This is a genomic window from Paenibacillus contaminans (genome assembly GCF_003285015.1).
Lineage (GTDB): Bacteria > Bacillota > Bacilli > Paenibacillales > NBRC-103111 > Paenibacillus_V > Paenibacillus_V contaminans.
This window is the reverse complement of the sequence record NZ_QMFB01000016.1, coordinates 1-22,636: the sequence shown is the minus strand read 5'-3', so window position 1 is coordinate 22,636 and position 22,636 is coordinate 1. Positions and strand designations below refer to the sequence as shown.

18 protein-coding genes are annotated in these 22,636 nt (G+C 54.2%); 10 read left to right on the top strand and 8 right to left on the bottom strand.

Annotation, left to right across the window (positions count from 1 at the left end):
- Nucleotides 1–78 precede the first annotated feature (78 nt).
- From DQG23_RS24510 to DQG23_RS24480, 7 genes are all read right to left on the bottom strand, one after another.
- On the bottom strand, nt 79–759 hold the full coding sequence (locus DQG23_RS24510; RefSeq protein ID WP_113033603.1) for a 2-hydroxy-3-keto-5-methylthiopentenyl-1-phosphate phosphatase: 681 nt from the start codon (nt 757–759) through the stop codon (nt 79–81).
- The gene (locus DQG23_RS24505; protein ID WP_113033601.1) at nt 756–2,033 is read right to left on the bottom strand and encodes a 2,3-diketo-5-methylthiopentyl-1-phosphate enolase; all 1,278 of its coding nucleotides are present in this window, start codon (nt 2,031–2,033) and stop codon (nt 756–758) included. Before DQG23_RS24505 ends, DQG23_RS24510 begins: the two co-directional genes overlap by 4 nt.
- 11 nt (nt 2,034–2,044) lie before the next feature.
- Nucleotides 2,045–2,923, bottom strand: coding sequence for a pyrroline-5-carboxylate reductase (proC, locus tag DQG23_RS24500; RefSeq protein WP_113033599.1), 879 nt, complete (start codon nt 2,921–2,923; stop codon nt 2,045–2,047).
- Nucleotides 2,924–2,929: 6 nt separating this feature from the next.
- Nucleotides 2,930–4,186 (bottom strand): glutamate-5-semialdehyde dehydrogenase, encoded by a 1,257-nt coding sequence (locus DQG23_RS24495; protein WP_192894629.1) that lies wholly within the window; start codon nt 4,184–4,186, stop codon nt 2,930–2,932.
- Nucleotides 4,187–4,198: 12 nt separating this feature from the next.
- Nucleotides 4,199–5,941, bottom strand: coding sequence for a proline--tRNA ligase (locus DQG23_RS24490; protein ID WP_113033597.1), 1,743 nt, complete (start codon nt 5,939–5,941; stop codon nt 4,199–4,201).
- 21 nt (nt 5,942–5,962) lie between these two features.
- Nucleotides 5,963–7,060, bottom strand: a complete 1,098-nt coding sequence (proB, locus tag DQG23_RS24485) for a glutamate 5-kinase (RefSeq protein WP_113033595.1) — start codon at nt 7,058–7,060, stop codon at nt 5,963–5,965.
- A gap of 451 nt (nt 7,061–7,511) precedes the next feature.
- Entirely contained in the window at nt 7,512–8,723 is a 1,212-nt protein-coding gene (locus tag DQG23_RS24480; protein WP_113033593.1) for a pyridoxal phosphate-dependent aminotransferase, read from the bottom strand.
- A gap of 319 nt (nt 8,724–9,042) precedes the next feature.
- On the opposite strand from DQG23_RS24480, the gene DQG23_RS24475 reads away from it, so the two are divergent.
- On the top strand, nt 9,043–9,618 hold the full coding sequence (locus DQG23_RS24475) for a Uma2 family endonuclease (RefSeq protein ID WP_202865955.1): 576 nt from the start codon (nt 9,043–9,045) through the stop codon (nt 9,616–9,618).
- 37 nt (nt 9,619–9,655) lie between these two features.
- Complete coding sequence (locus DQG23_RS24470; RefSeq protein ID WP_113033591.1) at nt 9,656–10,453, top strand: carbon-nitrogen family hydrolase; 798 nt, start codon at nt 9,656–9,658, stop codon at nt 10,451–10,453.
- 144 nt (nt 10,454–10,597) lie between these two features.
- Here DQG23_RS24470 and DQG23_RS24465 read toward each other — a convergent pair whose 3' ends face one another.
- Entirely contained in the window at nt 10,598–11,506 is a 909-nt protein-coding gene (locus DQG23_RS24465) for a LysR family transcriptional regulator (protein WP_113033589.1), read from the bottom strand.
- Nucleotides 11,507–11,678: 172 nt separating this feature from the next.
- On the opposite strand from DQG23_RS24465, the gene leuC reads away from it, so the two are divergent.
- From leuC to DQG23_RS24425, 8 genes are all read left to right on the top strand, one after another.
- Entirely contained in the window at nt 11,679–13,085 is a 1,407-nt protein-coding gene (leuC, locus tag DQG23_RS24460; protein ID WP_113033586.1) for a 3-isopropylmalate dehydratase large subunit, read from the top strand.
- 98 nt (nt 13,086–13,183) lie between these two features.
- Nucleotides 13,184–13,789: a 3-isopropylmalate dehydratase small subunit gene (leuD, locus tag DQG23_RS24455; protein WP_113033585.1), complete on the top strand. Its 606-nt coding sequence runs from the start codon at nt 13,184–13,186 to the stop codon at nt 13,787–13,789.
- Nucleotides 13,790–14,157: 368 nt separating this feature from the next.
- Entirely contained in the window at nt 14,158–15,960 is a 1,803-nt protein-coding gene (locus tag DQG23_RS24450; RefSeq protein ID WP_158560672.1) for an N-acetylmuramoyl-L-alanine amidase family protein, read from the top strand.
- A gap of 54 nt (nt 15,961–16,014) precedes the next feature.
- Complete coding sequence (locus DQG23_RS24445) at nt 16,015–16,563, top strand: GerMN domain-containing protein (protein ID WP_113033581.1); 549 nt, start codon at nt 16,015–16,017, stop codon at nt 16,561–16,563.
- A 36-nt stretch (nt 16,564–16,599) separates the two neighbouring features.
- Nucleotides 16,600–19,356, top strand: coding sequence for an S-layer homology domain-containing protein (locus tag DQG23_RS24440; protein WP_113033579.1), 2,757 nt, complete (start codon nt 16,600–16,602; stop codon nt 19,354–19,356).
- 319 nt (nt 19,357–19,675) lie between these two features.
- Nucleotides 19,676–20,350 (top strand): endonuclease III, encoded by a 675-nt coding sequence (gene nth, locus DQG23_RS24435; protein ID WP_113033859.1) that lies wholly within the window; start codon nt 19,676–19,678, stop codon nt 20,348–20,350.
- 31 nt (nt 20,351–20,381) lie between these two features.
- Nucleotides 20,382–20,654 carry an NAD/NADP transhydrogenase alpha subunit gene (locus tag DQG23_RS24430; RefSeq protein WP_113033578.1) on the top strand — a complete coding sequence of 91 codons (273 nt, stop codon included), beginning with the start codon at nt 20,382–20,384 and terminating at the stop codon, nt 20,652–20,654.
- Between the two features lie 212 nt (nt 20,655–20,866).
- Nucleotides 20,867–22,636, top strand: a 1,770-nt coding sequence (locus DQG23_RS24425) for a dynamin family protein (protein WP_192894628.1), incomplete at its 3' end; no start/stop codon positions are given.

Sequence of the window (22,636 nt, the reverse complement as noted above, 5' to 3'; positions counted from 1 at the left end):
GATTAAATCCTCCTATACTGTGCCCCGCAAAGCTGCATTCCAGTTAGCACTGAGGGACGGTAGACTTCACGCTAATGCTTAGCTTCTGCCGGCACCCGAACGAGTCAGATGAGCGTCCAGCTGCGTGACGACTTCGTGAAACGTTTCGTACCGATAGAAGGGCAGACCGAGCTCTTCGCAACGTTCCGCCAGATGGGAGCGGGCAAAGATCGTATCCGCTACTTTGGCGGCTGGAAAATCGGACACGCTGTCGCCGATCATGATCCGTTCGTAAGTATCGCTCGGGTACGATTCGATGATGGTCGGCTTACACATGCCGCAGCCCTTATGCTCGCATGCATCGCCGCAAGCGTGGGGCCAGAGGATGCGAATCGTTTCTCCGGAGAAGTCGCTTCCGTTGCAAAAAATGCGCGACGTTTCGATTTCGAATGGCTCTAGCGTCGGATAGACGAAGAAATCGATGCCTCCGCTGGCGACGAGAAAATCGATGCCGTGTTTTTTGCTGTATGCCAGCAGATCCGGGAAGCCCGCCCGGATGCGGATATGCTCGAGGACAAACTTGACGATCTCGTCTTTGTCGGCCGACGGCAGCAGGGCGAACATGCTGCCGACCGCATCCTGCAATGTAAGCTGGCCTGCGAAGCAATCGTCGACGATTTGCTTCCAGCCGGGAGGATTGAATTGCTTCATAATCGCGATGATATTGTCGTTTTCGGTGATCGTTCCGTCAAAATCGCAAAAGATGACAGGCTTCTTCATTCGCGAATCCCCCATGCCTGAATGGCCGCGTTAAGCTCAGGGCGGTCAGCCGCATAGTCCGCGAGACCGATGCCGGCTTTCACCGCATCGATCGCTTGACGGAAGGCGCGGCCGCCTGCAGCGGTGCCGAGCGGATGGCCGTGGATGCCTCCGCCTGCATTTACGACGACCTCGCCTCCGAAGTCCTTCAAAATAAGCGGCACGAGACCTGGATGGATACCGGCCGACGGCACCGGAAAGCTTTCAGCCAGCGAAGGTGCAGCATGGCCGGCCGAAGAGGCGCCGGAGCCGGTCCAGACCGCCTTGTAGGCCGGACTGTCGGTTGCGGCTAGCAGCGCGTGTTTGATGGCCATATTTTCTTCCTTCGGCATGACGACTGAGCCGTATGGGGAAGGGAACAGCACGAGATCCGCGCCAGCCAGTCTCATCAGCTTGCCGAGCAGGACCGAAGCCGCGATTCCGTAATGCGGCGAAGGGTAAAGAGCGCCGGCCATCGCCGGATGCGCCATGATCGGAACGTTGATGTCCGGGTCGGCGCTCAGCTCGCGCAGCATATCGAAGCCGTACGCCAATACATTGAACAAAAGGGCGTTGGCCCCCGCGTCGATCGCCCGCTTCGCCTGATCTTTGAGGTTTAAGGTCGGGCCGGTTACGTTCGCTGCGTATAGCAGCTTTTGGCCCGTGAGCTCGTTTGCCTGCCGCGCGGCTTCCATGCATACCGTCACTCTTTTGCCGATCGGCGTATCCGGATTTTCGAACAATATTTCATCGTCCTTGATCAAGTCCACGCCGCCGAGCGCCTGCTGATAAAATTGCTCCTTCAGCCCATGAACGTCATGTCCGATAACGGATTTGAATATGCTCATGAGCAGGGGGCGGTCATGAACCCCAAGCAAGCCGCGAACGCCGGCAATGCCGAATTTCGGTCCTTGGAAATGCCCGAGGAACGAATCCGAGAAATGCAGATCGATCAACCGGATACGGCCGTCCATCGACAGTTTGCCGAAAACAGTGACGAGCAGGGCGGGAATATCGGCGGAAAAGTTAACGTCCGGGTAAGCGATCGAGATATCGGCATATCGGCCGTCAGCGCCCGATTCATGCACCTCGACGCTCACGACTTGGCCGAGATGTTTTTCCATCTCCGCTTTTCTCGCTTCAGGAAGGTCTGTCCAGCTGCCTACAGTAAGGCCTACGGCAATGCCTTGCGCTTTTTTGTGAAAATCAGCTTTTTCATCATAAGAACGATAAGTCGCTATGCAATAGGAACTCATGCCAATCCCCTTTATGTCGTTTTGTTGGCGACATCGGAAGAAATCATGTCGCCAAGCTCGCGGGCGCGTTCCGAAGCGCGAAGTACGGCACGCTCAACGATTTCGGCAAAGCCGTTATCGTTCATCAGCTCGAGCGCCGCTTGTGTCGTTCCGTTGGGCGATGTAACCTTGCGCCTAAGCTCGGCGGGGTCTTCCTTCGTCGCTTTTACCATTGAAGCGGCGCCAAGCACCGTTTGCACCGTTAGGGAATGTGCGTCCTGGAAGGTCAGGCCCCCTTGGACGCCCGCTTTAATCATCGCTTCCATCATGTAATATATATAAGCGGGGCCGCTGCCGGACAATCCGGTCACCATATCGAGCTGGTCCTCCGCCACGACGCTCACTTCGCCGATCGCCTGGAACATTTCCAGCGCGATCGCCTGCTGCTCCGCCGAAGCTTCTTGGGAGAAGCTCATGCCCGTTGCGCCCAATCCGATCGTGCTGGACGTATTCGGCATCGTTCTGACGATCGGCATGCCGTTCAGCAGAATACGGGCCACCGTGTCGATGGATAAGCCGGCGACTACGGAAATGAGAAGCTGATTCGCGTTCAAGAAGGGCTTGAGGGCGTGTACGGCCCCGCCGACATCCTTCGGCTTCATCGCCATCACGACGACATCGGCTTCGCGAATATATGCTTCGTAGCATTCCCGTTCTTCTTCCAGCGTACAAGCTTGGATGCCGTACTGCCGTTTCATCGCGTCGAGCTTCTCCCGGCTGCTGCGGTTAAGCGCGAATAAAAAGTCCGGCCGGGCGATTTTCTGCTCGACGAGGCCGCGAACGATCGCTTCCGTGATCGAGCCGGCTCCGACAAACGCTATTTTTTTGGCGGATAATCGGTTGCTTGCCATGCTTCATTACCCCCTGATTTGGCCGCTGCCGTATACGACGTACTTAGTGGAAGTAAGCGCCGGAAGTCCCATCGGCCCGCGTGCATGCAGTTTCTGCGTACTGATTCCGATCTCCGCGCCGAAGCCGAATTCGAATCCGTCCGTAAATCGGGTGGAGGCGTTATGATAGACGGCAGCCGCGTCGACCTCCAGCAAAAATCTTTGCGCATTCCCTTCGTTTTCGGTGACGATGCACTCGGAATGCATAGTGCCGTAAGTGCGGATATGGGTGAGGGCTTCATCGAGACGGTCTACGATTTTGACGTTCAAAATATAGTCGTTATACTCGGTTCCCCAATCTTCTTCCGTTGCCGGTATGGCGTCGCCGATGAGACGGCAGCTGTCGGTACAGCCGCGCAGCTCGACGCCGGCTCCGCGCAACCGCTCGGCGATCGTACGCAGATGAGACTCGGCAAATACGCGGTTTACAAGCAGCGTTTCCATGGAGTTGCAGACGGACGGGCGCTGCACTTTCGCGTTGAAGGCGATGTCCGACGCCATGTCGGGCAATGCGGTCTCATCCAAATAAGTATGGCATACACCGGCACCCGTTTCAATGACAGGGACGGTTGCATTCGCTACGACTCTTTGAATGAGCGATCGTCCGCCGCGCGGAATGACGACGTCGATCAAACCGTTCAGCTTAAGCATGTCGTCGACGGACGCGCGGTCGGGACTCGTCACAAGCTGCAGCGCATCGCGAGGCACATCCGTGCGGGCAAGCGCGTCGTGCAGGACGCTTACTACCGCACGGTTCGACGATAGCGCATCGGAACCCCCGCGCAGAAGCACGGCATTGCCCGATTTGAGACAAAGACCGGCTGCATCGACCGTAACGTTCGGGCGCGCTTCATAAATGATCCCGATCAATCCGATCGGCACCCGTACTTTATGGACGCGGAGACCGTTCGGACGGTCGAATCTTTCGAGCTCGTCGCCGATCGGGTCGGGCAATTCGACGATCTGCATAAGGCCTTCGGCGATGCCTGCGATGCGCTCCGGCGTCAGTGTCAGCCGGTCGAGCAGGGAGCGGGTCATCCCGTTCGCTTCGCCCCGCTGCAAATCTTCCTTATTGGCGGCGATGATTTCATCCTGCCTTTCGACAAGCGTTTCCGCCATGAGGCGGAGCGCTTCGTTTTTTTGCTCGGTCGTCAGCTTGGCGAGCAGCGGCGCGGCTTCTTTGGCAAGCATCGCTTTTTGTCTCACTTCAGTAATGGCGGTCATAAATTTTCCTCCTTATAATGAATCGGTTCGTATATGGCTGTCGTTTCGTTTCATAATGGCGGACAAGTAGGCGTCAAGCTCTTGCAGAGGAACGTCCGTATGGACGCGTTCGGCCCTCGTGCTGCATTCGACAGCGCCTTCGGCGGCTTTCTTGCCGACGGTTATGCGAACCGGCATACCCAGCAGGTCGGCATCCTTGAATTTCACGCCCGGGCGTTCGTCGCGGTCGTCGTAGAGCACTTCGCAGCCTTTGGCTCTTAAAGAAGCATACAAGGCTTCGGCTGTCTCGCGCTGAACCTCGTCATTCATGGATACGCATATCAAATGAATGAAGTAGGGGGCCGCTTCAAGCGGCCATATGATGCCGTGCTCGTCGTGATGCTGCTCGATGATGGCGGCGACCGTTCTGGTTACGCCGATGCCGTAACAGCCCATAATGATCGGCGCCAGGCTCCCTTGCTCGGTCAGACATGCGGCATTCAGCGCGTCGCTGTACTTGGTGCCGAGCTTGAACACGTGGCCGACCTCGATCCCTTCCGTGAAACGCACAGGCTCTCCGCATTTCGGACAAGGATCCGATTCGGTCATGTTCCGAAGATCGAAGAACGGTACGCCGGGAAGATCGCGTTCCGCATCGAGGCCGGTCCAGTGGAAGTCCTGCTCATTCGCTCCCGCAGCGCCGTCCCGAATGCCGCGTATACTGCGGTCTGCGACTACGGTGACGCCCGGGACGCCGAAAGGACCGATAAATCCCGGCTTGCAGCCGAACGCTTCGGCGATTTCGTCCTCTTCGAGCATTGCCGCATCGGAGCCTTTAAGCGCATGCTTCAGCTTTAATTCATTAATGGCATAATCGCCGCGTACCAAGGCGAGCACTACTCTATCGTCGACCCTGTAAGCGACCGCCTTGACGATTCTGTCCGCCGAGCAATCGAAAAATCGGGTGAGCTGCTCGATCGTCCGCACATCCGGCGTATGCATTTTTTCGAGCAGCTTAGGAACGGCGCCGCTTGTGCTTACTGCAATTGATTTAGAAGGAGAAACCTCGGCCTTCTCGATATTTGCCGCATAACCGCAGCTAGTGCAGGAAACGATCGTGTCCTCGCCGATTGCGCACAGCGCCATAAATTCATGCGTATCCGTGCCGCCTATCGTGCCGGGATCGGCTTCGACGGCGCGAAACGTCAAGCCGCAGCGGTTGAAAATCGCGGTATAAGCATCGTACATCCGGGCGTAGGTTTCGTCGAGTCCCTCCCAGGTCGTATCGAAGGAATAGGCGTCCTTCATCACGAACTCCCGCGAGCGCAGCACGCCGAATCGCGGACGGCGTTCGTCGCGGAACTTCGTCTGCAGCTGATAGACGGTTACCGGCAGCTTGCGGTACGATTTGATTTCGTTCGCGATAAGCGAGGTCACGACTTCCTCGTGAGTGGCGCCGAGGGCGAAGGAGCTGCCGTTGCGATCGGTAAGCCGCATCAGCTCCGGACCGTATTGCTCCCAGCGCCCGGACTGCTGCCACAGCTCGGCGGGATGCAGCGCGGGCATCAGCATCTCTTGTGCGCCGATTGCGTCCATTTCCTCGCGGATGATCGATTGAACGTTGCGCAGCGCCTTCAAGCCGAGCGGAAGCAGCGTATATACGCCTGCGGCAAGCTGTCTGGCGAGACCGGCCTTCAGCATCAGCCGGTGGCTGTCGACTTTCGCTTCGCCGGGCACTTCACGCAAGGTCGGGATTAATGCATGCTTCATTCTCATCGTGCTCTCGCCTCCATTCCTTTAGTTGGCGACCCATTCGTCGCGGTGAATGACCTCGATTCGCAGAACGTCGAAGCGTTTTTGCACTTCGTCCGTAGACAGGCCGGCCGCGGCGCGAAGCTGCGAGGAGGTATAATTGACGACGCCGCGCCCGATCGTTTGTCCGCCCGTGCTAATGACATCGACAACGTCGCCGGGGTGGAATTCACCGTCCACGAGCGTGATGCCGGCAGGAAGCAGGCTTTTGCCTCCGGAAAGCAGTGCTGAGCGTGCTCCGTCGTCCACCGTAATGGCGCCGCTCGACAGCGAGTGGAAGCCGACCCATTGCTTTTTCATCGACAGGCTGTTCTCGCTCGTTTCGAAATAAGTGCCTTTGCCTGTATTGGCGGAAGCCAGCTGCAAATCGCCGGGCTCGCAGACGCGCCCCACAAATACCGGAACGCCTCCGCGCATCGCGATACGGGAGGCTTCCACCTTCGAGCGCATGCCGCCGGTTCCGACGGCCGAGCCCGCTCCGCCTGCAAACCTGTAAATGTCCTCGCTAATGATATCGACCCGCTCAATACGCTGCGCTTCGGGATTCGTTCGCGGATTATCGGTATAAAGTCCGTCCGTATCGGTAATAATGATCAGCCGTTTTGCTTTAACCAGGTTGGCGACAAGCGCCGACAGCTTGTCATTGTCGCCGAATTTGAGCTCGTCGATCGAAACGGTGTCGTTCTCGTTGACGATCGGCACGATCCCATGCGCGAGAAGCTCGTCGATCGTCATTTGTGCGTTATGCATACGTTTCCGGTTGGAAAAATCGGACCGGGTCAGCAAAATTTGCGCCACATGGACGTCGTAGGAGGCGAAAGCCTCCTGGTAGGCCTGCATCAGCAAGGCTTGCCCGACGGCGGCGGCGGCTTGCTTTTCGTGCAAGTTTTTCGGCCGCTGCTTGTAGCCGATTGACGTAAATCCGGCTGCCACCGCTCCCGAGGTTACCAGCAGTACCTGATTGCCGGCTTTTTGAAGCTTTGCCAGCTCGCCGGCGAAGAACGCTACGCGTTCTCGGTTTAAGCCTCCGGCTTCCGAGGTCAGCGAGCTGCTGCCGATTTTTACTACGATTCGCTGCGTCATTAGAGTCACTTCCCTGCAAAATAATAATGGATTGCCGGACAGCTAAGAAACAATTAGCGGAGGACATGCTTGCTGCCAATAAAAAAAGCCTCCGTCCTCGTAAAAACAAGGACGAAAGCTTATGCTTCCGCGGTACCACCTTAGTTGACGGGTTTCCCGAAGGAACCGTCCGACTTGATACCCTAGTAACGGCAGGGACCCGTTCAACTCGTCGTTGACCGTTCGGGGGTGGGTTTCGGATAGGATTCGCGGTAAATTCTCTCAGCCTCGAAATTTACTCTCTGACGCGATTCTTCTTCCTACTGGCCCCGTCAATACGTTTGCATAATCGGGATAGAAATGATTTCCGTATAGCATAGCATGCCGATCACCGGTTGTAAAGCCAATATCGGCCGGTAAAACGTGATAATCGCGGCCTCCGCCTATCGGATATGATGAATAATCGGACAAATTACGCTTTCGTAAACAAGCCTAGTTTTCCGATACGCTCTGCCGCTTCGACGAGGCGTTCCTCGGAAGTAAGGAGCCCCATGCGCACATAACCTTCGCCGCATGAACCGAAGCCGATCCCGGGAGCGACGACGATTTTCGCTTCGCTAAGCAGCAGATCGGCAAGCGAAGCCGAAGTATGGCCTTCGGGAACTGGAAGCCATGTGAAGAAAGAGCCTTCCGAAGGCTTGGCATGCCAGCCGATCCGTTTCAACGCCTCGAAGAGGGTGTTGCGGCGGGATTCGTATACGGCCACTAGCTCGCGCACGCAATCCTGCGGTCCCGTCAAGGCTTCGGCAGCCGCTTCCTGAATGCCGCCGAACAAACTGCAATAATAATGATCCTGAATCAGATTGATTTGGCGGACGATTTCCCGGTTGCCGATCGCGAAGCCGACGCGCCATCCGGCCATGTTGTAGGTTTTGGACAGCGTATAAAACTCCACACCGACTTCTTTGGCTCCCGGCGTTTGCAGGAAGCTGCGCGGCTTTTGGCCGTCGAAGCCGATCGCTCCGTAGGCAAAGTCGCTTGCGACGACGATGCCGTTGCGCTCCGCGAACCGGACGGTTTCCTCATAGAAGGATGCCGGCGCGTTTACGCCTGTAGGATTATTCGGGTAGTTGAGAAACATCAGCTTGGCGCGGCTCAGCTCATCCGGCTTCAATTCCGAATAATCCGGCAGAAACCGATTCCCTTCGCGCAGAGGCATGAACACCATTTCGCCGCCGGCAAGCACGACCCCGGACCAATAATCGGGGTAGCCCGGATCCGGAACAAGACAGACGTCGCCCGGATTTAGCAGGCATTGGCTGATTTCGACGAGTCCCGTTTTGCCGCCGAACAGTACGGCCACTTCCGTTTCCGGATCAAGCAAAACGCCGTAGTCCTCGGCGTAGCGGCGGGCGACCGCTTCTTTCAGGAAGCCGTAGCCGCTGAACGGCGGGTATTTGTGATACAGCGGATTCGGCGCCGCCTCTTGCAGCTTGCGAACGATATGGTCGGGAGTCGGGCGGTCGGGATTGCCTTGTCCCAAGTTGATAACGTCGTGGCCCGCGGCGATTTCCGCATTCGCTTTTTTGACCAGGGTGGCGAAAAATTGCGTCGGAAGCTGATTCATTCGTTCCGCAGGACGAAAAACGAACGGCTCCTGCGTCACCTTATTTTCGTGTGTCATATCGCTTCACTCCGGTGGATTATTGAGGCGGGTCTCCGTGTGAAAACGGTCGGCCACGCTTGGGTTTATCCTGTGCACAAGTCGATTTCTACTGTATCAAAAAACGGGTTAACTGTATAGTGTGCGGCGAACCCGACGTTCGTCAGGTTAACTGCGGCAGCTCTTCTCAGGCGTACCTAGAGCATTCGGAACATGTTACTCTGGATCGGTTCGGCGCAAGCGGGACGAAGAAAGCTTCCGGCTCGGACTTAGCTCATTTCTTCGAGACGCGGCTGGAATATGCTATAATGAGGAAAAGCTTTGAAACGAGGTGAATGCGATGAGCATGCCGATGCCGAAACACGAATTTACCTATGCGGATTACTTGAGCTGGCCGGAAGGGGAAAGAGTGGAAATCATCGAAGGAGAAGCTGTGGCGGTGTCGCCTGCGCCTTCCCGGCAGCATCAGCGTATTTTGGGTGAATTACATGCTGCTTTTCATCAATATTTAAAAGGTAAAACATGCGATGTGTATATGGCGCCCTTCGACGTGCGTCTGCCGAAAGGCAGTGAGAAGGACGACGATATCCGTACGGTCGTACAACCTGATTTGACCGTCGTCTGCGACCGCGGCAAACTTGACGACAAGGGTTGCAAAGGCAGCCCCGATCTGGTCGTCGAAATCGTTTCGCCTTCCAGCTTCCGCCATGACGTTCTGACGAAGCTCCGTCTTTACGAGAAAGCCGGCGTTCGCGAGTACTGGATCGTGTATCCGGGTGAGAAGGCGGTTCTCGTTTATAAGTTGAACGCCGGCGGAAAGTATGGCGAAATCGAGCCGTATGCGGCGGAGGATACTTTGAAGGTCGGCATTTTCGACGATCTGGACATTCATTTGGAAACCGTTTTTGCGGAATGAAGCGCATAAATAACCGTTACAGAGGAGTTTATCGACCATGACTACATCAAAGCTGCGCATCAGTTTGCTGCAGATGGACATCGCCATCGGGGAACCGGAGCGAAATTTCGCCAAGCTGGAGTCGATGCTGGAGCAGGCCGTAAGCACAGCCGAAAAGCCGGATGTCATCGTATTTCCGGAAATGTGGAATACCGGCTATGCGCTCGACCGTATTCATGAGCTTGCCGATGTGCAAGGCGAGCGGACGCGCGAATATCTATCGTTATTCAGCCGGCAGCATCAGGTCAATATTATTGGAGGCTCGATCGCCGAGAAGAAGGAAGACGCGATCCTGAACACGATTTATGCGTTCGACCGGACGGGCAATGTCGCGGCGGATTATTCCAAAATTCATTTGTTCCGCTTGATGGACGAAGAAAAATATTTGACGGCGGGAGAACGGCTGGGCCGTTTCGAGCTCGACGGCATACAAACCGGGATGATGATTTGCTACGATATCCGGTTTCCGGAGCTGTCCAGGAAGCTGGCGCTCGACGGCGCGAAGCTGCTGTTCGTGCCTGCCGAATGGCCGCACCCGCGGCTTCACCATTGGCGTACGCTCCTTATGGCCCGGGCTATCGAAAATCAGATGTACGTCGTTTCATGCAATCGGGTCGGAACGAGCGGCACGACATCGTTTTTCGGACATTCGATGGTTATCGATCCGTGGGGCGAGGCGATTGCCGAAGGCGGGGAGGAAGAAACGATTTTGACGGCTACGGTCGATCTGGATAACGTCGATAAAGTGCGCCGGACGATTCCGATTTTTGAGGATCGCCGCCCTCATTTATATTAAAAGAGTAACCCCGCCGCTTCATGATAAAGCAGGCGGGGTTATTTTAACTGTTTCACCAATCAAGCGCTTTTTTCAAAACGCACGAGTCCATGCCTACGCTTACGAAGTCGCTTTCTTTGAAAGCATTTAGGACCGCGAAGCCTCTTATCCTTGCGGATGCTGCTTTACGGCTTCGACCGCGGTTTCGATGAACGCCTCCGCCGCTTTCGATAGGTACCTGCCTTTACGGTACGCGATGACGAGCATCCGGCTCGGCGCTCCGTTCAGCTTAACATATACGGGAACGAACGGACTGCCAAGCTCCCTTGCGATCATCGACGGGACGAAGGATATGCCCATGCCGGCTGCGACCAGTGATTGTACGGTTTCGATGTTGCTGCTTTCGAATACGACGCGCGGCACGAAGCCGGCGGTTTCGCAAAGCTCGAACGCGAGCTGTCGGAAGCCCTGGCCGCGCTTCAGGACGATGAACGGCTCGTCCCGGAGCTTGCCGATATCGACGGCTTCTCCGTTTTGCCCGAGGGCGGCCAGCGGATGCTGCGGCGGAACGGCCAGCTCGATTTCCTCCTCGATAAGCGGCGCATACGAAAGGGCGGGATCGATTACCGGGAGCGTAAGCAAGCTGATATCGGTTTGTCCGCTGGCCGTCAGCGCCTCCAAATTGGAGGTCGTCTCTTCCACAAGCATCACTTCGATTCCGGGATGAAGCTTGTAGAATACCGGAAGAACTCTGGGCAGTATATGCGCTCCCGTCATGGGCAAGGAGCCGACGATCAGCTTCCCTTTCCGCATTTGCGAGATGTCTTCCATTTCTTTTTTGAGCTGTGCGATCATATCGAGTATCGTTTGCGCCTTCTCCACAAAAACCGTTCCGGCATGCGTGGCTTCGACGGAATTCGTGTTGCGCTGAAACAACAGTACGCCGATTTCTTTCTCCAGCTTGGCAAGCTGCTGGCTGAGCGAAGGCTGGGCGATATGAAGCTTTTCCGCCGCGCGGGAAAAATTTTTGTCGGCCGCAATTTGGACTGCGTACAGCAGCTGACGTATTTCCATTTCTATTCCTCCTTGAACGCACCGAGGTTTTTGTTTATTACTCTATCCTATAGCTCTTATAGATATTATATCTTGGAACAATGAACAAAGAAATGATACGATATTTGCATCGAAATTCATAGGTTAAGTTTATTATCAAAGTTCGACATCTTCATGAAAAGGCGGGGTAACGATGACGAAAAAAACGATGTACGAAAAAATTTGGGACAATCACGTCATTCATCAGGAAGCGGGCAAGCCGGCCATTATTTATATCGATTTGCACCTGGTTCACGAGGTAACTTCTCCGCAAGCGTTCGAAGGACTTCGCTTGAACAACCGGAAGGTTCGCCGTCCGGACCTGACATACGCAACGATGGATCACAACGTGCCGACGAAGGACCGTTTCAATATCGCGGATCCGATTTCCAAGCAGCAAATCGATACGCTGTCGCAAAACTGCGCCGATTTCGGCGTCAAGCTGTTCGATCTCAACAATGTCGATCAAGGCGTCGTTCACGTTATGGGACCTGAAATCGGTCTGACGCACCCGGGCAAAACGATCGTTTGCGGCGACAGCCACACTTCCACGCATGGCGCTTTCGGCGCATTGGCGTTTGGAATCGGCACCAGCGAAGTGGAGCATGTGCTCGCTACGCAATGCTTGCAGCAAGGAAAGTCCAAAACGATGGAAGTTCGCATTAACGGCAAGCTGAAGCCGGGCGTAACGGCCAAAGACTTGATTCTTGGCGTTATCGCCAAATACGGCACGGATTTCGCGACAGGGTATGTCGTCGAATATACGGGCGAGTCGATCCGCAGCTTGTCGATGGAAGAGCGGATGACCGTCTGCAACATGTCGATCGAAGCGGGTGCGCGCGCGGGTCTGATCGCTCCGGACGAAACGACGTTTAATTACTTGCGCGGACGCGAATACGTACCGCAAGGCGAAGCGTTCGATCAAGCGGTTTCCGAGTGGAAGAAGCTGACGACGGACGAAGGCGCAGCTTACGATACGGTCGTCGAATTCGACGCCGAATCCCTCGTGCCGCAAGTTACCTGGGGAACGAGCCCTGGTATGGGTACCGACGTAACTTCTTCCGTGCCCGAGCCGCAAAGCCTCCCTACGGAGAACGAGCGCAAGGCGGCGGAAAAAGCGATTGAATACATGGGACTTACTCCCGGAACTCCGATGACGGATTTGAAAGTGGACGTCGTGTTTATCGGTTCCTGTACGAACGGACGTATCGAAGACCTGCGTGCAGCGGCTTCCGTGGCAAAAGGCTACAAAGTCGATTCTGCCGTTCGCGCAATGGTCGTGCCGGGCTCCGGACGCGTGAAATTGCAGGCTGAAAAAGAAGGTCTCGATAAGGTGTTCGTCGAAGCGGGCTTCGAATGGCGCGATGCGGGCTGCTCCATGTGTTTGGCGATGAACCCGGATGTTCTGAGCCCGGGGGAACGCTGTGCGTCGACCTCTAACCGTAACTTTGAAGGGCGTCAAGGCCGCGACGGCCGTACGCATCTGGTTTCTCCGGCGATGGCGGCAGCAGCTGCGATCAAAGGGCATTTCTACGACGTTCGCGAATGGCAGTTCCATTAAGAGTACAATTGAACGTTTAAGAGTCCCTTTTTGAGAACCTGCGCAGTCTTCGTTTTCAATAAGGGACGCTAGAACGACTTCGAAGGGAGAACGAATAGATGGAAGCTTTTATTAAACATACGGGTATCGTCGGACCGGTCGACCGCGTCAATGTCGATACGGATGCGATTATCCCTAAGCAGTTTTTGAAAAGAATCGAGCGTACAGGCTTCGGACAATTTTTGTTTTTTGAATGGCGCTTCGACCAGTCCGGCAATGTCATTAAGGATTTTTCTTTGAACCAGCCGCGCTTTGAAGGAGCCTCCGTGTTGATCTCGCGCGCCAATTTCGGCTGCGGCTCCTCCCGCGAGCACGCGCCTTGGGCAATTTTGGATTACGGCTTCAAGGTTGTAATCGCGCCTTCGTTCGCCGACATTTTCTACAATAACTGCTTCAAAAACAGCATCCTGCCGATCAAGCTTTCCGAGGAGCAAGTGGAAGAGCTGTTCCAGCGCACGGCTGCGAATGAAGGCTACAAGCTCAACGTCGACCTCGAACAGAAAAAAATTACGGACGATTTAGGCCTTGAAATCGCCTTTGATCTTGACGAGCACCGCAGACAGTTTTTGCTGCTCGGCCTTGACGATATCGGCTTGACGCTGAAGCATGATTCCGCTATTGCGGAGTATGAAGCCAAGCATGCAGAGCGTATCGCGTACAATTAAGCTTGTTCCCAATAGCCGCGGGGCTGCAGCTCCGCGGCTATTTTGCGCGTTTTTTTAAAAATGTAAGCTTTAGAGGTTTCACAAATCTTTCAACGGTAACGCGCGTATCCCGGCTTATGCATACGAAGTCGATTTCTTAGAAAGCGTTTATGTCGGCGAAACCGTTTATCCTTGATAAACGATGAAAAAGAGAATGAAAGCAAGATTTGATTCCTTTCAAGCAGGGAATCGGCCTACAAAGTCGAAATCTAGTAAAATACGACATAAATCGCAACTTTATCGAAGATTTTGCGTTTAACCTAATGTCGGATAGAGTCGGAAGCCGTGAGTTTTATGCAGAACGAATACGAACTAGGTTGAGGTGTGCGATGAAAAAGCTTTGGATTGCGATGCTGCCTGCCCTTTTGCTGATGCAGCTGCTGCTGCCGCAAATCGGGATGGCAAAAGAGACGCCGGTACGGCTGTTTTTGGATGACAAGCTGCTGAAGGCGGAACAGCCGCCGCGTAATGTGGACGGCAATGTGATGATACCGGTGCGTATCGTTACGGAATCGCTGGGAGCTGAAGTCAAATGGAATCAGGAGGAGCAGAAAGTAACGGTCGATAAAGGCGATTTGCATGTATCGTTTCGAATCGGCCGCAAGGAAGCGGATGTTAACGGTACGATTCATAACCTGGAGGTCGCGCCGATCAACGTAGAGGGGACTTCGCTGCTCCCTGTGAGACTTATTGCCGAGCAGATGGGGTTAGAGATCAATTGGGATCAAGAAGGACAGGCGGTGCGTCTTGCCCGGAAGCAGGCGGAGAGCAAGCCGGATGATGGGAAAACCGGAGGCGAGAACGGACAAGCTCTTCCGAACACGCCGGGTCCGGTGGGCGGCGGCCAAAAGCCGTCTGCAGCGGCTGAGGTCACTGCCATCGGATTCACGGATAATAAGCTGACCATAAAGGCAAGCGGGAATGTAAAGCCCAAGCTGTTTACGCTTAGCAATCCGAATCGGCTCGTTATCGAATTGCCGAACAGCAAGCTGTCGAAATCGTTGAAGGCAGGAGAGATTGCAGGCGATAGTTCCGCTTCGAACCAAGTGAAATCGGCAGGCTTGAACGGTTCTGAGGGCAACGGACTCGAGACGTCCGGTCCGACGCAAAGTCCGGCCGCTAAAATCGGGGAAAATCCGATAAGCCCTACGCCGAACTCCTCTGCAAAGACTGGCGAAAGCTCGGCAAGTCCTACGCCTAGCCCTAAGGCCAAGGCGATCGCAAGTTCTGTGGATGGGGCGCCAACCATCTCCGCCAAAGCGGGCGAAAGCTCCTCGAGCCCTACGCCAAGTCCGAATGCAAATGCAGGCGGTTCCTCGAGCAGCCCGGATGGAGCAACCGGCAGCCCGGCCGGCGGCGAAACGGAGAAAGGCAAGGATGCCGTACCGGCCATATTTTCAAGCAACGGAGGAGAATTTACAACCGTACATAAAGCGATCGGCAAGATCCGATTCGCGAATTTTTCGAATGAGCCGCCTGTTGTCCGGGTTGTGGTCGACCTGAATTCAAAAATATTTTATAATTTAGAAGAGTCGGCTTCGGCGGGAACGATAGTCGTCGCGTTCAGCGATAAGGAAACGCGGCCTAACCCTAACGGCAAATACAGAGTGGTCATCGATGCCGGGCACGGTGACGGCGATCCCGGGGCATCTTCGGTAACGGGCAGATCCGAGAAGGAATTCACGCTGGCTATGGCGCTCAAGGTGCAGAAGCTGCTCCAGCAGGATTCTTCCATCGAGGTTTTGATGACGCGCGAAGACGACACCTTCCTGGAATTGAACGAACGCGTAGATTTCGCCAACGGCAACAATGCGGATGTGTTCGTATCGATCCATGGAAATAAGTTTACGGCGCCCAATACCCGCGGTACGGAAACGTACTATTGGAAGGAAGATAGTCTCGAGTTGGCGAAGCTGCTGCATGAGAAGATTTTGGCGGCAGCGGGCTTCCCGGACAGAAAAGTGAAAAATTCCGATTTCCGTGTCATTAAATATACTTCGATGCCGGCCGTGCTGTGCGAAATCGGGTTCCTGTCGAATGTTGCAGACGAAAAGCAAATGTTTAACGAGCAATTTCAGACGAAGGTTGCCGAAGCGATCGCGTCCGGCATTAAGGAATACCTTAAACGGTAAACCAAACCTGCTTAGACGATCGTTCAGGCAATCCAATCACCGGGAGGGGATACCATGCGCAAACAAACCATCACGTACATCGTAGCTGCCTGTGTGGCCGTAACCGCCGTCGGTTGCGGGCAAGCGAAGCAGCCGAACAACAACGCCGCGCAGCCATCTGCCGCAACGCAGCCATCGCTTAGTCCATCGCCGACGCCTTCGGCTGCGCCGGTTATGCAGGAAACAAGCATTCAGTCTTATTATTCGGACGAGTCGGCCAGTAATTTGGAGACCAGAACCGTAACGATTCGGTACGAGAAGGAGCAAGACAAATACGCGGAAGCCTTCAAAGCGCTGCAGACAGCGCCGGATAAGCAAGCGATCCCTCTCTTGGAGGGATTGACGTTGAAATCGGCGGCGGTCAAGGACGGCGAGCTCGTCCTGGATGTTTCCCTGAAGCCTGACGGGCAGCTGGGTTCCGGAGGAGAAGCCATGCTGCTGCAAGCTTTGCAGAAGACGATGTTTCAGTTCCAGGAGCTGAAATCGATCGACGTTCTGCTTGACGGCAAGCAAGTGGAAAGTTTAATGGGGCATATGGATTTGCCGCATCCTATGCGAAGGTAAGACGCAAGTGCGGCTCACGGAGAGAGGAGATCATACATGCATAATTCGAAGGTGGCAAAACGCGCCGTCGTCGTAACGATCGCGGCGACGATGGCGTTAGGCGGTGCGCCCGCATGGGCGGCCGAAACGAACACGGGAACCGGATCGAGTCAGGGAAGCGCCGTATCGGCTAAAGCGAGCTTTCCCGACGTGGCGACGAGTCATTGGGCTAACAAGCATATAACGAAATTATCGCTGCTGGGTATTATCGAAGGGTATGACGGTAAGTTTTTCCCGGGGGACAACGTTTCCCAGCAAGATGCGCTCATCATGGCGATCCGGATGATGGGGCTTGAGGAGAAAGCGAAAGAAATCAGCGTCGAAACCGTTCTGCCGAAAGACATGGCCATAACCGCTTATGCCAAGCCATACGTCATACAAGCGATCGAAAGCGGATTGATCAAAATAGAAGAAGAGTCCGGCGGAGCGGAAAATCCCGATAAAAAGATTTGGGGCGAACGGGGCGCTTCCCGCGAATGGATCGCCAAAATCGTGGTACGTATGCTCGGCAAGCAAGAAGAAGCGGACAAGCTGCAGACCGGTTCCACAACGTTCACCGATACGGGGAGCATGTCTTCCTGGGCTATCGGATACATAAACGAAGCAGTCGCTTTGAAGCTGGTTGACGGCTTCGAGGATGGCAGCTTCAAGCCTGCCGGTAAAGTAACGCGCGCCGAAATGGCGACATTCCTTAGCCGCGGAGCGAAGGATATCGCCGAGAAATCGGGTCTCGCTTCCATCCGCTTCATCGATCAAATCGGAGAATCCTCCGTACGTCTGGCCGATTCGAACGGCAATTCCGCATCCTTCGGGATCAATGCCGGAAGCGCCATTTTCAACGCATCGAACGATCCCAGCCAAATCCGGCTGAGCAATTTGAAAACCGGCAGCCAGGTTTATGCGGTTACGTCAGGCACGAATGCGGTATACATCGAGGTGCTGCGCGAGGATGCGGGCTTCGAGCTCGTAGAAGGCGTATTGGAAGAGGTCAACCTGATCGAAATGAAGCTTAAGCTGGCTGCCGCAAACGGGAGCGGCTGGTACGATTTGTCTCAAACGGCTACCGTGCTTAATAAGGATGGAAGCGGCTCGAGCATCGGCTCGCTGGAAGTAGGGAGCACGCTTTCGCTTAAACGGCTGTCTTACCCGGCCGGCAGCAAGTTCAGCCAAGTAACGATCGTTCAGCTGCCTGTTATAACGAACGGCGAAGGTACGGTGCAAAGCGTCAAAGCTTCGGAAAACAAGCTGACCATCGCGAATAAAGACGGCAGCACGGTTGAGTATAAGCTGGCATCCGACGCGGATTTAACGCTCAAAGGCACGACGACGACCGAGCTCGGAAGCTTCCAGAAGGGCGACAAGGTTGCTTACGAAACGTTGAACGGTCTCATTACGTCGCTTAATATTACGAAGCTGTACGCGGAATCGATCGATCAAGGGAAGCTGGAGTATGTCAATTCCGACGTAAATAATTCCTATTTGACAATCCGTAAAGCGAACGGAAATAAGCTGACAAGTTATGATCTACGCTCTGACGTCTCAGTTACGATTAACGGGATATCTCATGCAGGGATAAAGGATTTGAAAGCAGGAGACGAGCTGAATATCGAACTTGACGAAAATAATAGCGTTTCGGCGATTACTGTTACGTCGCGTTCTATTCGATCAACTTATTTATTGTCCATTGTCAGCTACGACGCGGATTCGAAGTCGCTTACGGTGTTGCAGGACGGTAAACCTGAAGCATATGTATTAAACGATAGCACGATAATCGACAAAAACGGGTATCCGGTTGCACTTTCAAATTTCTCAGGTCAATTTCCAAAGGGAATGAAAGTCGATCTGGTCGCTTCCCAAAGCGATAAATCCGTTCAAAAAATTATGGTTTCGAACACGTATGAAGGAAAGATCGTACTTATTAATACTTCAACTTCGGATTTGACAATTAAAACTGATGATGGTCAAATTATCCCAGTAAAAATGAGTTCATCGCCTTTCGTTGAGCTTGCAGGCGTACAAGGTTCGGTTGTTCCTTCAAAGCTGGCGATCGATGATAAAGTGAGAATTACGCTGAATTCTTCTCAAGACCGCGTCGGAAATATTCAACAAATAAAATCGAAGCTTGTCCGTCTTGTTTCGAAGGATGAGCCAAACCGTCAAATTAAGGTAACCGATGTAGTGGGAACGACAGAGACTTTTGTAGTAAATTACGATGTTCCAATCCTTAATTCGGTGAAGGCGAATGCTAAGTTTTCCGACATGCCTCTTGACGAAAATATGCACGTATCTTTTGTTGGATCAAAGGTGACTAAAATAGCGTTACAATCAACTTTACGCGGTTTCGTTACAAATTTAGATGCAGCCGGCGGCAAGCTTACCGTGCAGGACTCGTCGGGCGCCAAGCAAACGATCGATACGGCGGGTAACATCGTGGTACGCCAAGGAAGCAATGCGACAGGTTCGCTTTCCGCTCTTAAAGAAGGGGACCGCATCGAGCTGAATGCGAACCCGGAAGGCGGCTTCACTGCTGTCGTGGCGGAGAAGCAGCAAAGAACGGTTTCTTCGTACAATGCGACTTCCAGAGTACTTTCGCTGCTGCTTCGATCGATCGGCGACAAAACCGAATATTTGCTTCATCCGAACGTTTATGTACACAGAGGGGATACGTCTTACATTCCTAACTATTTAGTGTCTCAAGAGCAAGTCACGATTTATTTGCTTGACGGTAAAATCATCGAAGTGGAACGGCAATAGTTTTTTTCATGCAAGCCATAGCAGAATAACCGAGCTTTCCGCAATCATCCGAATCGGGCTGTCCCTTAAGGTCTAAATGACCAGGGGACGGCCTTTTTTTTAATCAATCGCATAAATGGCAAGCGGCTCGAGACCCACCGTTCACGCCGGCTTCAAGGATGCGGACAGTGTTTTATCCTTGTTTTCGAACGAATTTTAATTTTTTTGCAAAAAAAGTTCGATTTTTGATGAAAGAAAATATTGATTATCCCGGTTCTATTCTGTACACTGATGGGTATTGGGCAAAAGCTACTTCAGCGACGGAAGGGGTTAAATGCAAGTGGTCTCGAAACAAGTTCGTCATGTACTCGACACAATCGCGGACATGTTTCCCGATGCGCATTGCGAGTTAAACCATTCCAACCCGTTCGAATTAACAATTGCCGTTCTGCTATCCGCTCAGTGCACGGATGAAACGGTCAATAAAGTGACCCAAACGCTGTTTGTGAAATATAGAAAGCCCGATGATTATGTGGCTGTGCCGATTGAAGAACTCGAGCAGGATATACGTCGGATCGGACTGTTTCGCAGCAAGGCCAAAAACATCCAAAGCTTGTGCCGCATTTTGCTGGATACATACGGCGGGAACGTGCCGGAGGCGCACGAGCAGCTTGTGCAGCTGCCGGGCGTCGGCAGGAAGACGGCTAACGTTGTCGTTTCGAACGCATTCGGCGTGCCGGCAATCGCTGTCGATACCCATGTTGATCGTGTTTCCAAACGTTTGGGACTCGCCAAGGAAGAAGATTCGGTGCTTGAAGTCGAGAAGAAACTGATGAAGAAAGTACCGAAGGACGAATGGACGATCACGCATCATCGCCTTATTTTTTTCGGCAGATACCATTGCAAGGCGCAAAACCCTGCTTGTACGGTTTGCCCGCTGCTGGACGTATGCCGGGAAGGCAAAAAGCGTATGAAAACGCCGAAGGTTAGAAACACTGGTAAGATTCAGAAGTAGCAGCAGATATTAAATAAGGATGGGATTAAAAATGAAATGCATCGCAGTCTACACGAAAAGCTTCGAGCAATTCTCGGACATTTACGAAGAGGTTCTGAACACGCCGCTGGCGGAAAATGAAGAACGCGAGGTCGAAGGCGTCGTGGTAAGCGAGTCGGGTACCGTTCCGGAAAATTACTTGGAGCGTATGAAAGTGCGTCCGGACGTAGTCGTCATGAAAGTGAAAGAAAAGGACATTACGATCCTGCAGCACGGCGACGTGTTTGAAATCTTCATTCCTGAAGAAGAAAATGTTTTGCAATAGAAGCCGGATTTTTCGGCTTCTTTTTACAAATACGACAAAACCCCATGCTGTATGTGGGGTTCATTGATATGTTTAGAAGCTTAACCGGCGTGCCGGAAGCTTGTATGTGAGATTTGCGTCGCATAATGCAGTGTGAGAAACGAGAAAACGGGATAGCGCTGCGGAGAGGCGGCGAATTTTCCCGGGAATGACGGGCTGCGAGGGGAACAGGAATGATTAATCAAACGCTTTTGGATATTGCGCGGCTGATGCGGGAATCAGGTGACGGCATTCACGCGGATAAGCTGGCTGAAGTAGAGCGGAAATATTCGTCGGGCGAGCTGACGATCGCATTTTGCGGTCATTTTTCGGCGGGGAAGTCAAGCCTCGTTAACAGGCTTTGCGGTCATCGGTTATTGCCTTCGAGTCCGATCCCGACGAGCGCGAATATCGTCGCCATTCGCAACGGCGAGCCTGCCGTTAAAGTAACGCGTACCGATCAAGGAGAAGGAGAGCGGACGGCGGTAATCGCGCCTGAAGAACTTGATGCCTATTGCAAGAACGGAGAGGATATCGCCTCCATCGATATTTCGTATCCGATCCCGCTGCTCGGCGACAGGCTCGCGCTGCTGGATACGCCGGGCGTAGATTCGACCGACGATGCGCACCGGATGGCGACGGAATCCGCGCTCCATCTTGCCGACGTCGTTTTTTACGTCATGGATTACAATCATGTGCTTTCGGAAATGAATTTCGAGTTTGCCAAGAAGCTGAAGGAATGGGGCAAGCCGATCTACTTGATCGTGAACCAGATCGATAAGCATCGCGAGCAGGAGTTGACCTTCGAATCGTTCCGGCAGGGGGTAGCCGAGGCGTTCGCCAACTGGCATATATCGCCGGACGGGTTCGTCTATTTGTCGTTGAAGTATCCGGATCACCCGCATCATGAATGGGATAAGCTGCTTTGGCTGATCGGCGGCCTTCAAGCGAAGGCGGACGAATTGCGCGAATGGTCTGCGGTCTGTTCGACTGACCAGCTGATAAGGGACCATGCGAAGGTTGTCGAAGCCGGCAATGAAGAGGAAAAGAGCAAGCTTGCCGAGATAGCATTAGGCAGTGCCGGTTCTGCAGCGGATAGCAGCATGTCGGACGGTGAAAACACGGAAGACGTCTATGAGGAAAGCGCTGCCGAAGAAGCGGAGAACGAAAGAGCCGGCTTGGATGCGGGGAGCTTGCTGGAAGCGCTCGATCGGAAGCGGCGGGAGCTGTCGGCATTGACGGAGCAAGCGGACCTGAAGCTGGCCGAATGGAAGAAGGAGCTGCAGTCACTGCTCGATAACGCCAATATTACGCCAGCCGCTACTCGCGACCTTGCGGAGCGTTATTTGCAAAGCAGGAAACCCGGCTTTAAGGTCGGCTTTTTTGCCGGAGCGGCAAAGACGGCCAAGGAAACGGAAAGCAGGCTGCTGGCGTTTCAGTCCGATTTCAGCGAGCGCGTGCGGGCGGGCATTGCCTGGCATCTGCAGGCGATGGTGAAATCGTCGCTGGAGGAGAGCGGCTTGAAGGGCGACGCTTATGATGGCGCGACCGATTCGATTCTATTCCCGATTACGCCGCAATGGCTGGCGGATCAGGTGCAGCCGGGCGCAAGCTTCACAGGCGAATATACGCTCAATTACGCGAAGCAAATCGCGGGCGAAGTGAAGACGCATTACCGCAGGCTGGCGCTCGACGTGCTGGATCGCGCGCATGCGGAGCTGGCCGCCGCAAGCCGCTCCGGAGCGGAGTCGCTACGCGCGGAGCTGGCTGCGCTCGAGCGGCGCTGCGAAGCGCAGCAGGCGCTTGAGCGGCTGCGGGCGCAAGAAGCCGCGCATGCCGAAGCGCTGCAGCGTTTGCTGCGCTCGAGCGGCGACGCCGCGAAGCCGGCGGTGCCGGATGCCGCGGCGCTAGACGCCGCAGCGCCGGCGCCGGGCGAGCGTGCCGGCGCTGCGGCAGCGCAGCCG